Below are 13,614 nucleotides of genomic sequence, written 5' to 3' on the forward strand. Positions count from 1 at the left end.
GAACCTCAGGCTCGTTGCAGTGACGGGCTAGTGTGCCGTTATCGTTGATACGCGATACCAGCCGCTGCTCTGCTTTCCTTCGTTGGCAAAGTTAATTCTTGCCGCCCCGGATTTATCCAGCATCGAAACCTCAATGGCGTATTGCCCTTTCGCCAGTCGGCCCGGCATGGGCAATGCGTAGCTAACCTGATAAACGCCCGGGAGCCAACGTCGTATATCATCCGCCGTATTCCCCTGCGCCACCACCTGATTGGCGCTATCCACCACACGAAATGCCAGCGTGTAGGGCAGATAAATCGGTGCGATACCTTCGTTATACCAGGTACTGTTCAACCTCAACGTTTGTCCGCCGTCCCACACGGACTCATGGCTCAGAGACGCTAAGCGAAACCGATAGCCCAGTTTGGTCAGCGCATCATCAACAATCGGTCGATAATCGCTGGGTATCGCTCTCGATTTCAGGTTGATCGTGCTGGCGTGCTGCTTGACCGCCCAGTCAAAAATGCCCTGCACTTCGGCACGCGTATAGTGGAAGGTGTTCTTCCAGTCCTGCATATATGAACAGATTTCCAGACTGACCGGCGCACGTTTCCAGGCATCGTTAAACCCCGAATAGCTCTGCTGTGCTGCCAGTAATCGCTGCGGGTAATCATCGGCCATATGGCTCCAGGAGTCCGAAAATACGCGCAGGTCACCCCAGCAATCCGCCCGCCATCCAGCCCCTCGCGCCACCGCATTCGCCAGGCTTTGCCCACCGCTCATCAACATTATTTTCGGCGTCGAAGGGAAGGCAGAAAAGTGCATTGCGACGTAGCGGTCTAACTGCGCGGTGGTGTACTGCTCCAACAGTGGTTTCAGATCAGGGAAATTACTGTTATGCCATTCACCCCAGGCCCCCACCATGCCGATATCCACAAAAGCGAGATTCTCATTACCGTCGTAGCGTTTTCCGAATGCGTTCAGCAGACGCTGGCTGTACTCAATAAACAGCGGGTCGCTTAAATCCGGAATAAATGTTTTATTATCGGGCGTCCAGCGGCCTTTCACGCCTTTTTTAATCAGCCAATCGGGAATTTTGGTGCCATCCCCCGGATCGGCAAGCACCATAAAGCGCAGCCCGACATTCATCGCGGGACGATGCGCTGCCGCGTATTTGAAGGCATCATCCACCAGCGCAAAATTATACTGACCTTCAACAGGCTCCAGCTCTCGCCAGTAAAATCGCTCGTATTCAAATCCGGTATTGGGATAATCCGCCAAACCCAGCGTTTCACCGTACCCCTGATGGAAACTTGCCACGCCAATCCCCGGATTGGTTAGCGGGCCCGTTAATGCTTTGGGGGTTACGGTCGTTAATGCGGACATAACCGCCAACGGAAAGGACATCAACAACAGCGCAGAAACCCATTTACACTTCATCGCAGTGACGCCCTCCACAGGTTTGTTTACGCTAGCGGTTTTTCAGACTTAACCACCAGTCCCATATACCCACATGAAAATTTTGAAACACATCAATACCTAATGCTGATTTGATCATATACAGCGTCAGCAATACGCAGCAGGTAACGAACAACACGGCAATCAGCAACAAGAAAGTGAGCAATATTCTCGACAGGGTCGATTCCTGACGATGCTGCCGACGCAAGTCTCTGCCAAACAAAAAAACCAGATAATAGCGTTTACTGAAAAAGGGAAAGCTTCGGCGAATATCGATCTGATGCCGCGAAGTCAGAGTCGAAGCCAGGATCGCTTTTTCTACCCCTTCTTTTTGTTCAGGGGTCAACCCTTGCGCAATCGGCTCGTCAAGATGAGCATAAAATCGTTCGATGACGGGAGGACGATTTTGAGGACTGGTCAAAATTAACCTATATCTTTATCAATTGAGTGGTAGACGTTAATCGTCTTTTTGGCAATTTCATGCCAGTTATAGTTTTGCAAATATACACGATAGTCCACGCTATTGGTTGCCGCCCACTCGGTTAATTTTTCGGCCAGGCTGGTCACATCCCCCACCTTAAAATAGGCCTCGGACGGCAGTTCAACTTCGAGGTTAGCCGGAATATCACTGACGACGGCAGGAAGAGAAAATGACATCGCTTCCAGCAGCGCAATGGGCAATCCTTCATGGTATGAAGGCATCACAAACAGCTGTGCCTGGGAAAACACCGCCTGAAGCTCATCACCACGCAAGAACCCCGTCATCACAACGCCAGGGGTGTCCGCGGCAAGCTTTTTGAGGCGAATGCTGTATTCGGTCGGATGATCCGCATCGCCAATTAACACTAACGGCATAGTTAAACCGCTGCGCTGATAGGCGGCGATGGCATCATGCATCCCTTTTTCTTCCACAAATCGCCCAACCACCACGAGGTAGTTTTTCGGCTGAAGCCCAAAGCGGGAGAGCGTATTGTCGATGGTCAGCGCAGATAACGACCGCGGCTCGTTGACGCCATTGTGAATTAAATGCGCATCATAGCGAGCGTGTTTTTTCTGGATCAGTTGATTAATAACCTCAGAAATCACAATCACTTCGTTGGCATATCTCACAGCCCAACGCTCACCCAGCAGCAATATTTTTTTAGCAACGAATCCCCATTTTTGACGATCGTAATCAGGTCCATGGTGGGTGAACACCACCTTTTTCCCTAACATACGTAATAATGGGATCACAAGCCCAGGCCCGATAGCATGGACATGCACAATATCTGAATGGTCGATACTTGTCCTAAATGCCGCTAAAACGGAATGGACAATCGCTTCCAGCGAGCGCTTTTTGGGTGCCCACAGCGCGTAGGTTTCAACTTTCTTATATAACGATCGTTTGTAATTTACATACGGCGAGCGTGCAATCACGCAAATATCAACGTCCAACTGCTGCTTAATGGCAGGATATAGATTCTGACAGTGTGTCTCCACCCCGCCCAATACATCAGGAATACCACGCGTACCAAAAACCGTTATTTTTTTACTCATACTATGGCCTGCTCAGCAGTTCTTTATAGAGCGCCAGTAGAGTATCCATATGTTTACTCAGCGCATATTTTTCACTCAATCGCGCACGACCCTGTAAGCCCATGACCCGCGCCTTCTCTGGCGAGTCGGCCAGTGCATCCAGCGCATTTGCTAACTCCTGCGCATTGCCAGGTTCGAATAAAATCCCTTCGATTCCGTCACGAATTTGTTCCGGGATGCCACCGATGCGCGACCCGATCACCGGCTTGCCTAAAGACATCGCCTCTAATATCGCCATAGAACAGTTTTCATAGCATTCTGAAGGAAGGATCACTGCCCGCGCATGCTTAATAAGGTTATCGAGAGCTTCCCCTTGTTGCACATAACCTAAAAACTCAACGTCCGGGTATTGGGCGACTAATTCGTCGTGCAGGGGACCATGACCCACAATTTTCAGCGGCGCTTTGTTCTGCATTTTCTCATGCGCCGCCAATAACGTTGCCACGCCCTTTTCACGGCTCAGGCGACCGAAGTACAGCATATAGCCCGCATCGCTTACCTCACCCAGAGGACGGCTGTCATCAACGCCATTGACGATGACATCAATGCGCGAATTCGGCAGCTTACGCAACAATACGCCGCGTAAAAAGACGCTCGGCGAAACGATCACATCCAGCGCCTGGTAATTTTGCGCAATATACTGCCAGGTCGCCTCTAAAGAGAGCAGGAGGCTTTTTGAAGCAGAGCCTTCCTGGCATCGATACCTGAAAGCATTGAAAACCGTCCCGGTAATACAGGAATCACACACTTTACCGTCGCGCAGCATGGAATAGGCAGGACAGACGATCTTATAGTCATGCGCGGTCAACACCGTTTTGCAGCCAAAATTGCGGGCCACTTTAATCAACGCCGGCGTTAACTGATGGTAAATGTTATGGAAGTGGACGATATCCGGACGCTCTTTTTGTAGTAGCGCCAGCATCTTTTTGCAGGCCTGCGAATTATGAATAAAGTTAACCGCCGTTTTGAGCCCGCCCAGCAGATTGCTCTCCTGGTGGTAGTCCACATTGCTGACGAAATAATCCGCATAGTCCGAAGGGAAATTGTTCTCATGCTGCATCGAGAAATCAATAACCTGTACTCCGGCCTGTTTCAGCATCTCGCGCTCTTGAAAATAAACGGTTTCCGCGCCGCCTTTAATGAAAAAAAACTTATTCACTAATAAAACTTTCATTGCGCCAGCCTTAGTTATTCATGAATGATTTTACTGTCAGGCGGAGTCAACGGATCGCGTACTGGTTTAGTCAACCCTTTAACAAGTCCCGCAGAAAGCACGGCCAGGTTCATTACGCTCTGCAATCCGTTCAATAACGATCGATTCTGCACGGTTTTCAAGATAATAAAGGCAAGCAAGGGTAGAAATGCAATATCGAAAAGTTCGAGATTGAAGGTCACCGCCGCAATAAACAAGGCAATCAGATACACAGAAAAAATCGCCTCGTTCTTAACCATTTTTAACGCTTTGCCGAAATAAGGTTTTCCCCATGCACAACGTAAAAGCTCGCCCGGTGCCTGATAGTATCCACTTTTCCAGCGGTGCTTCAGCATCTGAAAGGTCGGCATGGTATGCGAAGTATGGATAAAATACGGAATATTCAGACGGCGTAGTTTATAACCCGCATCGAGCAAACGCAGGCCAAGTTCAGCTTCTTCATAAGCGTGCAAATTACGGTTGGTGAGATAACCAATTTTCTCAATCGCAGAGCGGCGATATAACCCACCACCGCCTAAATGGTCGCTATCTCCAAGCGGATAGATTTTACTAATACGCTGCTTACGCGATTTAAATTCATAGTTAACGGCATCGTCCATTTCAACGGTTCCCGCGACACCTGCATATTCCGGCTCAGCCTGCAAAAAAGCGACAGCCTGATCCACAAAGCCCTCTTCCAGCTCCATGTCGCCGTCCATCAGCAACAGATATTCCCCTTCACTATACAGATAACCTAACTGATGCCCGACGCCGCAGCAGCGATCGCCTGGGTCAGTTAAAGAGACCACGGTCACCCCTTTATCGATCGCAAGCTGTTGGGTGTTATCCGTTGACAGGCTATCTGCCACTATAATTTTATGTGGATAATCAACAAGCTGCCTGCGGATACTGTCTATCGTTTTCTCAATACATTCAGATTCATTGAGTGTTTTAATACTCACTGAAATAAACGGTTTTTGGTCCATACAATTACCCTACACAGCGAAGGACGGTTCGACGAATCACTAAACTTGATCCTAGTGATAAATAGAACAGGAATTGTAACATCGGTGTAATCATCAGTATCTGGCTGTAAGGTAAGCTAATTAAGCAACTGATAGCAAAAGCGTTAAACGCCGGTGCAAAGCTCAGCAACTGAAGATCCTGCTGGTCCAGTTGTTCAAGCGTCAGTAATGGCTTTGGCTGACAAACTTTCAGGATATAAATGAATAAGCTAATAAAAAGTAACGTGCCGATCACCCCGACTTCCCACAGCAGCATACTCAGGGAAGTCGAGTCGAGAATTAAGTTATAAATGATATTCAAAAAGCCCGGCGACACCGTACTCCCGCTGTTTGTGGCGTTGAGCCCGTACCCAAATAACGTTCCTGAAAGCCCCCACAGATCGTTATTTTTCAACCAGAACAGGAACGTCGTAAAGCGCCCTAACTCCCCGGTAGACATGATGTAGTTCGGGTCAAAAATATAGCTTAAGGAGTCGATGAAAATGCTTAACGAGCTTTTCGACGGATCGCCGCCAAACGCGGAAGAATAATAGTACGCGAGGATCACTATCGACAGGCTAATAAGCAGCAACATGCCCGCCACAATAACCAACAGCGTTTTCAGATTAACCTTACTGACGTCTTTGACGTAGCTCGGTGAGATCCACACCCACGCGAGGAACAGAGGTGACAGCAGAATGACGAACTTCACTTCACCAATAATACATAGCCCGATCCCAAGAACAATGTGCAACGCCATGGACTTGAACGTGGTCAACCCGTGCTTATACTCAGAGACTTTTAACAACATAATCAACAGGCAAAACAGGCCCATCGCAGCAGTGTTACCGCCCCCCATGGGGTCACCGCCAAACGTACCAACCACGGAGTCCCATTTCTCATCTTCGCCACGCACCGCAACGCGCTGGGGAACGACCAGTAAAACCTGATAAATCATTACCGGGATTTGCGCGTAAAACACCCAGTACAGATAGCGCGTTGCACGGTAAATCTGCGACTCCCGGCAAAATCCCAGCAGCAAACAGATCATCACCAGTGACAATGCGATTTCATTTTTAAATGCCACAATCGCGACGGTGATCCCGCCCTGAATCAGCGTCGATGTTCCGGCCAGTATCAGGAACGAAAAATACAACGCCAGGACAATCGTCTCCTGCGCATCCAGCTGCAGCGAGCCATCACGCGTCTGCATCACCAATAATCCCACCATCAACAGGGTCAGGAAAAAGGGGATCCACAGCACCGACTGCATGCCGGTAAAGTATTGCACCAGGCCACACAGGATCAGCGTGACAAAGCTAAAAACCTGTAAATAGTATCCGGTATTCAGCGTCATAGTATCACCGGCTTGTCTTTCAGAAGATTGGCTCGCTTATTCATTTTCAGATAAATGAAGGCGTAGCGAATAAATGTCAGTGAAGAAAACAGGATAACCGACGTGGCATAATCTTTATGAAAATAGGGAATGACGACAAATGCGAATAACACAATCGCCAGCTGTTCCAGTTGGATACGCAGAAAATAGCGGTGGGAACCAAAAATAAGCTCAATCACCGTCAGAGGGCTTATCGCCAGCGCCGGGAATAAATAGGGCAACATGTAGCGCGACGTCTCAATGGAGTTAATCCAGTCTTCGCTAAAGCCCAGACGCATCACTATTGGATAGAAAACAAATACCCCGAGAGTACAGATAACCCCCAGAACCAACAGTAGCATCCGTACCCTGGTATATTCCTGATAATTAAAGGTGTTATTTCTGAAGTCGATAGACCACTTGGAAAAAATAGTATTGCGCACTGCGTTGCCGATGATCACCACCGGCGCCAGGCAAAAGCGGCTAACCACGGAAAAATAACCTGCCGTCAGCGCCGAGAACCAAAAGTTAATCAACATAATCGGCAAATTACTGCTGGCCATCGCCAGCACTTCCGCACTACCGACTTTGGTAATGTGATGGATATTTTGTTTGAAAAAATGCCAGTTACTGGCAGGTCGCAAATGTCTGGCCGCCACAGAGCGAATATCAAACGAATGCAAAATACAGCTTATGGTCAGCACCATCGTCGCGCAGGCCCATGACCAATAAAACAGTTGCACCTGATGCGTAACCAGAACCGAAAGTAATACCACCACAGAGACAGAGATGCGCTGGAAAATCAGAAAACGAAAATTGGCCGTGCGCAGCGACAGGTTTTCCGAGATTAAAACCCACGCCGTCGCCAGCGTCAGCAAATAAAGGAACAGGATATTCTGGTGAAACAGCCACGCTGTCAGTACGGCGTACGGTAAGGCAATGATCGTGCTTTGGAGCAGGCAAAATACGACGTTCTGTACCAGTTCGTCGTCGTGCTGTTTTGGAATTAAAAGCTGCGATGCAAAGGTACACACCTGCGCGCCCACCACGGCGATGCTGTAATTGAGCGCATAAAGCCCCACCTCAGCCATATCGTACTTGTGCGAAATCAACCAGATAGACAGCGCACCAATCAACTGCGAGATGACTGATGAACCGGCTATCGTGGAAGCGCTCTTCAGTAGACTCATACCCGGCCTGGCGTCGTCATCAGTTGATCGGTACTGAAGTTAAGTGAACGCAGACCCTCCTGGGTTTCAAGATCTTTTTCTTCAACCGCATTGAGCACCGCGCCAATCACCACGCCGTTATTTTCCTCAATCTTATCCAGCGCGCTGGCGATGTGTCCCGCCGACTCCACCCCGGCTTTCACTATGAAAACAACCCCATCGACGGCACGTTTGATCAGTTGAACATCCTGGCTCTGATTCACAGCAGCAACATCAATAATGATGCGCTGATAATGCGATTTCAGTTCGCGCATTAAGGGTTCAACGTGCTCCGACGACAACATCAGTAAAGAAGAGATGGTGCTCTTGCCGTGCGGAATAAAGTCGAGATTATCACTGAGCGTGATCCGCGCCTGTTCCATCTGAGTCTCTCCGCGCAGCAGCTCAGCCAGGCCTGCGGATGTGGCTGATGCCAGTTCAGAAGAAAGCCCGCCCGTATTAAAGAAATCTGCATCAATAAGCAGCGTTTTCTGGTCAAAACTAAAGGAGTTCGCTAACAGATTCGCCAACAAAGAACGCCCATCACCGTGTTCCGTCGATGCCACGGCGAGCGTCTGTAATGGACGATTATCCAGCATAATCCGGGTACGGATACCGTGCACAATATCGGCATTCAGCGGGTTCTTCAGGATCATGTCCCGCACTTGCGCACGCCCTGAGGTTCCACTAAAACGACGGATTTCGCCCAGCGGGGTAACGTTGAGGCGCTTTTTCATGCGACTCAGGCTGGCGATTGAGTTATCCATCGCCGCTTTGACAATGAAATACATGATGCTGAACACGACCACCAGCATGACCACCATCACCAACAGCAGTGATTTATTCGGCTTCGCCGGTTTTAATGCGGGAACTGCGGGATCGTATAACACCGCATCGGCATTCACGCCGGACAGCGACAGCTCCTGAGTACGCTGATAGAGCGATTTATACAGGTCTTCCATTTTATCTAACGACAGTTTTTGGCCGTTCCAGGCATCCCGTTTTGACGCCATTTTCTGGAAGATCTCTTTCTGCTGTTCAACCTGTTGCTGATAGTTCTTTTCATCCGCCAGCGCCGCCAGATATTGCTGACGTAAGCCGACTTTCAGCTCACCCAACACCCGTCCGGTTTGGCTTTGGATCGACTGAACATCGGCCTCTGCTTTTAAAATGGCGGGGTTTTTTGGCCCATAAACTTTGCGCAGTTCAGACAACGTACGCTGCGCCTGAATCAGCGCAATGCGCAGATCCTGAATCTGAGCGTGGTTAGAGACCGAAGGCAGCGAGATAACGCTCTCGGCGGACTTCCCTGCTCCATTCACTTCGTTATAAACGGATTCAGCGGCAACACGACGTTGGGTCGCGTCGGCCAGACGATTGGTCACGATACTTAACTGCTCAGTTTCAAAACCATCGATACCGCGAAAGGTCAACAGCCCGGCATTTTTCAGATAGCTTTCCATCTCTTCTTTTTGCTTCGCTATCGACTTCTGAATCTCTTCCATTTTTTCATAATTCAGTTCGCGGGCTTTCTCTACTTTCTGACGCTTTTGCTCCAGCGTATAGTTGATGAAAGCCTGCGCGACGCCGTTGGCGATATCAGCCGCAACCTGGGGCGAAGTCGATTCATAGGTAATAGAGGCGAGGTTCGTTGTCCGAATACCGATGACATTCAGGTTTTTCGACAACGTTTTCAGCGCCAGCTCCATTCTCAGTTGCCGACTTTCACTGCTATCAGCGCCCTGAGCATCGGCTTTTTCCCCGGTAAATACCGGGTTTTCATCCAGCTTCATATCGCGAACGGCTTGCTCGAGCACAATTCGTGAATGCATCAACGCATATTGCGTTTCGTAGTAACCACTGCGCGTTGAATCGAAACCATCAACCTGTGGGAACGGAGAAACATTATCGGCCTGCGCCTTAATCAGCACCGTCGCCGTTGATACATACTTTGAGGACATCATGCTGATTAACGGATAAGCCACGACCCCGGCAACGATACCGGCCAGCGCGATTTTCCAGGCGTTCTTTTTCAGCGCTTTGGCAAAGCGGGAGAATTCAACAGTGCTTTCTCGTTTTTTGCCGTTTTCCACTATTGATAGTTTCATCGTCAGAAGAACCCCATGCCAATAATCACGACATCCCCAGGATGAACAGAGTGCGTTAAATCAACATTCTCAAGCAGCTGATTGCTACCTGACAGGCGAATGTTGATATCTTGACGGTCAGCACGATCTGTAAATCCCCCCGCCTGCGCAATAGATTTCTCGACGGTAAGTCCTGGCTCATAAGCGAATCCATTCGGACTTTTCACCTCGCCAGAAACATAGTATTTACGGAACTCGGCAATACTCACCGTCACCATCGGAGTAGTAAAATAATCTCCAGTCAGGCGTTGAGTTAATTCGTTAGTCACCTGTTCAACAGTTTTATCTTTTAATATAAGAGCACCAACAAACGGGAAATTAATCTCCCCACTCTTATCCAAAATAAACCGCATCGTCATATCGGGTTGACCATGAACAGCGATATTGACAGTATCCCCTGCCCCAAGTCGGTAATCCTGCTGAACAGTAGCAGGATCGTCCATTAACCTCGGGCTGGACGTTGTGCATCCGACCATCAGGATACTGAATAGCAAAACCGCGCACAGTTCTATTATTTTCATTTTAGATCTGAACCTTAGCTTTAAGCATAATCATAGAATTATCATAACCCAACGTTCTGATGACTTCCTGATTGTCGTTGGGACCGATATAAAACGAATCAGTATCCTTATTCGAATTCAATGTATCTATTTGATATTTAATCTCAAAATTGACAGACGGCGTGTAGTCATAGCTCATGGTTACGCTAAATACCCCATCTTTATCATGCCGATCTTTATTCTGTTTTTTATAGTCTTCTGAAGTGTATGAGTAATCCAGCAAGGTAGAAAAACGGTTGCCTAACCAGAAGTGCTGGTAAGAAAGACCATACTGGGTGACTAAAATATATCCCCCAACTTCCGATGGGTCTTTAATGCTTTGTGCTGAGTGCACCGTGAAAACAGACTGCTGTAACGGCTTCCACTCCCCTTTTATATCCCAGTTTAGACCATTAAAATCATGCGAGTTTGCGTTGTTTTCAAATGTCTTGTACAACCATGAAATATTCATGTCGACATTGGTTTTTCCCGTCAACTGTGACTTCAGGCCATACAGTAAATAATACTCATTAGTGTCTTTTTCTGAGTTGTTATCATAGTGACGCTGGTTAGTAATAAAGCTATAGCGAAAACGCGTTCTGGATGTGTATTGGTCAAAAATTTCTGCCACCAGGCTATTTTCGTGCCATTCCTGTTCCTGAATATAATTGTAGAAATCTTCACTACTCTCCTGGGCGTCAGACGTATTGTCGAACGTCAGTTTTTTGTATAACAACGCCAGTTCCGCTTTCCCGCGCCCATCCGGCGCGCCATAGCTATAGCGCAATTCACTGTTAATAAAATTCGTCGTCAGCGGAGATTTAATCCCATACTGCTCGAATTGACCCGGTAGAAAACCCTCAGTGATCCCTCGACCGCGCGATTCGTGCCCAAGCGTATCCTCCAGATTGAGTGTTAAGCCGTGCTTGAGCCCATAGCGCCAGGCACCGTTAAAACGGAAAAAATGATCGTTATAGTTATCAGCGGAATCGCTTGAGTAGTTACGATAATCACCGGAGTACATCAGTAAATACTTATCCTGACCGCGCTCTCCGATCATACTCAAAACGGGCGCTGCGCTCTGAAACGAGGAACCGATAGCATCTCTGCTATGTGGCTGATAAGACACGTTATCATTATAACCATAGTCCACAGCGACCTTGCCCTGGAAGTCGATCCCCGCAAAGCCAATGTGTGATTTCGGTGTTAAATCAGCCCATACGGGCTGCGATATCACGATTCCGGTAATCACGAGTAATTTAGTATGCATTCTTACCGATAAATCCTTTAAAAATAGTTTTAATAATAATTTTTATATCCAACCATAAAGACCAGTTTTGAATGTACTCAATATCGTACTGAACCCTTTTTTCCATCTTATAAAGCGCATCGATTTCCCCGCGGAAACCGTTGATCTGCGCAAGCCCGGTGATCCCAGGCTTAACTTTATGGCGGATCATGTAATTTTCGACCTGTTTACGGTACTGCTCATTATGCGTAACCGCATGAGGTCTGGGACCGACAATCGACATACTTCCCTGCAATACATTGATAAACTGCGGCAGTTCATCCAGTGAGGTGCGGCGTAAGAAACTACCAAACTTGGTTACTCGTGGATCGTTTTTAGTGGCCTGAATAACCGTATCGGCGTTCTCCATAACGCGCATCGAGCGAAACTTCCAGACCTTAATTTTTTGCCCGCTAAGACCATACCGATCTTGTTTGAAAAAGACTGGCCCGCGGGAAGTGAGTTTGATTCCAATGGCAATGGCCAACATCAGCGAAGAAATCATCACCATAATGATGCTACCAAGCACCAAATCTTCCGCCCGCTTGATAAACGAACCCGCCCCTTCAAACGGCGAACTAAAAATGCCAATAGTTTGCAGGTTGTGAATGGAGCGCAGCTTGGACATGTTGTTACTGTAGGTGTGGAAGTCAGGAACAATATACGTATCTACGGTGGTGTCTGACATCATCGCCAAAAAATGACGAATGCGTTGTAAAGCTACCATCGGTAAAGCGATGTAGATTTCGTCTATATTTCCCTGCCGGGCTTCCTCAACCAGATTGATCACCGGCCCACGAAAGGGGCTTTTAACCTTATCGACGATATCGCCACAGCGGGATAAGGCGCGCTCATCATAAAAAGCCAGATCTAATGTGATATTAGCGTATTCATCCATTAACGCGTTTTCTGCCGCCAGGCCATTGTCGGTCAGACCAATAATCGCCACACGCATACTTTTTTTCGTTGAATATTTAAAAATGAAAAAGCGAATGTAATAAAGAAAAGGTAATGGGATGAAGTACCAGTAAATAATCGCTGAATAAAAGGGGGAAGGCAGTTTGTCTAAGTAGCCGAGAGACTCGGGTTCAGCCACCGTCATGCTGACCAGTTCGTTCAGAAAAATCGCCAGTAGCGTACAAAAAACCAACCGTTTTTGATTACGTAAACCGATCGTCTTAATCTTTTGTTGATACATTTTAATGTATTCAGCAAAAAGTAAGAAAAAGACTGAGAAGAGAATACTCAGAATGGCAATGGTGTTAAATGGCGCCAGACCTAACAGATGGGCGCTAAAAATTAACGTCGCATTGATTACAATGAAATCGACCAGCTTTAAAAAGACTGGATATCCCTGGCTGCTAATCTTTAGCGATTGTTTAAGCATATCTCAGCCCATTATTTATTGATCTTTAATTGTTTTTTTCTCATTTATGTTGCTAATTATATCACAAGTCTTAAAAACGCAATGGCACACTGTCAGTAAATGTAAAAAACAATGTAATATAATGTGATGGGTTTCGCACCATACAAATGCAACCCAATGATTTAGATGATTATTTATTGGTAATATTTTTTAATTTCATCCTTGAAAAACATGATTAATTGCAACATAAACGTCATTGACAGATCACAATTCATAAGCTACCAATGGCTAGAATCACATGATGAGCGCCTGACAACGGGTTAACCTTACAAAAAGCAATACTTTGTCCAAACCTCGTTGCGCTACGGTCAGTGATGAGAGTGCTGGAGAGCGACAAGAAGAAATCAATAAGTTTATTTATAATTCTCACCATAAAAATAACTTAGTAACACATTTACAAAGCAATGATTAGCAACCTTATTA

The 13,614-nt window shown here is 47.3% G+C and carries 11 protein-coding genes; all 11 read right to left on the reverse strand.

Annotation, left to right across the window (positions count from 1 at the left end; all coding sequences use genetic code 11):
- Positions 1–27 precede the first annotated feature (27 nt).
- Genes WC7_RS08210 through WC7_RS08160 form a run of 11 tightly spaced genes read right to left on the reverse strand, consistent with a single transcriptional unit; the run spans position 28 to position 13,152 of the window.
- Positions 28–1,419, reverse strand: coding sequence for a DUF4832 domain-containing protein (locus WC7_RS08210; RefSeq protein ID WP_016154110.1), 1,392 nt, complete (start codon positions 1,417–1,419; stop codon positions 28–30).
- 31 nt (positions 1,420–1,450) lie between these two features.
- The gene (locus WC7_RS08205) at positions 1,451–1,858 is read right to left on the reverse strand and encodes a hypothetical protein (RefSeq protein WP_016154111.1); all 408 of its coding nucleotides are present in this window, start codon (positions 1,856–1,858) and stop codon (positions 1,451–1,453) included.
- A 2-nt stretch (positions 1,859–1,860) separates the two neighbouring features.
- Positions 1,861–2,973, reverse strand: coding sequence for a glycosyltransferase family 4 protein (locus tag WC7_RS08200; protein ID WP_016154112.1), 1,113 nt, complete (start codon positions 2,971–2,973; stop codon positions 1,861–1,863).
- Between the two features lies 1 nt (position 2,974).
- On the reverse strand, positions 2,975–4,186 hold the full coding sequence (locus WC7_RS08195; protein WP_016154113.1) for a glycosyltransferase family 4 protein: 1,212 nt from the start codon (positions 4,184–4,186) through the stop codon (positions 2,975–2,977).
- Between the two features lie 14 nt (positions 4,187–4,200).
- A complete protein-coding gene (locus WC7_RS08190) occupies positions 4,201–5,190 on the reverse strand; it encodes a glycosyltransferase family 2 protein (protein WP_016154114.1) in 990 nt (329 codons plus the stop codon).
- Between the two features lie 4 nt (positions 5,191–5,194).
- On the reverse strand, positions 5,195–6,565 hold the full coding sequence (locus tag WC7_RS08185; RefSeq protein WP_016154115.1) for a hypothetical protein: 1,371 nt from the start codon (positions 6,563–6,565) through the stop codon (positions 5,195–5,197).
- Positions 6,562–7,773: a lipopolysaccharide biosynthesis protein gene (locus WC7_RS08180; RefSeq protein WP_016154116.1), complete on the reverse strand. Its 1,212-nt coding sequence runs from the start codon at positions 7,771–7,773 to the stop codon at positions 6,562–6,564. Before WC7_RS08180 ends, WC7_RS08185 begins: the two co-directional genes overlap by 4 nt.
- Positions 7,770–9,899, reverse strand: a complete 2,130-nt coding sequence (locus WC7_RS08175) for a GumC family protein (RefSeq protein WP_016154117.1) — start codon at positions 9,897–9,899, stop codon at positions 7,770–7,772. Before WC7_RS08175 ends, WC7_RS08180 begins: the two co-directional genes overlap by 4 nt.
- Before the next feature lie 2 nt (positions 9,900–9,901).
- Positions 9,902–10,459 carry a polysaccharide biosynthesis/export family protein gene (locus WC7_RS08170; RefSeq protein ID WP_016154118.1) on the reverse strand — a complete coding sequence of 186 codons (558 nt, stop codon included), beginning with the start codon at positions 10,457–10,459 and terminating at the stop codon, positions 9,902–9,904.
- A 1-nt stretch (position 10,460) separates the two neighbouring features.
- On the reverse strand, positions 10,461–11,747 hold the full coding sequence (locus WC7_RS08165; RefSeq protein ID WP_016154119.1) for an outer membrane beta-barrel protein: 1,287 nt from the start codon (positions 11,745–11,747) through the stop codon (positions 10,461–10,463).
- Positions 11,737–13,152, reverse strand: coding sequence for an undecaprenyl-phosphate glucose phosphotransferase (locus tag WC7_RS08160; RefSeq protein WP_016154120.1), 1,416 nt, complete (start codon positions 13,150–13,152; stop codon positions 11,737–11,739). Before WC7_RS08160 ends, WC7_RS08165 begins: the two co-directional genes overlap by 11 nt.
- Between the last annotated feature and the right edge of the window lie 462 nt (positions 13,153–13,614).

Source organism: Citrobacter sp. KTE151 (assembly GCF_000398845.1).
Classification (GTDB): domain Bacteria; phylum Pseudomonadota; class Gammaproteobacteria; order Enterobacterales; family Enterobacteriaceae; genus Citrobacter; species Citrobacter braakii.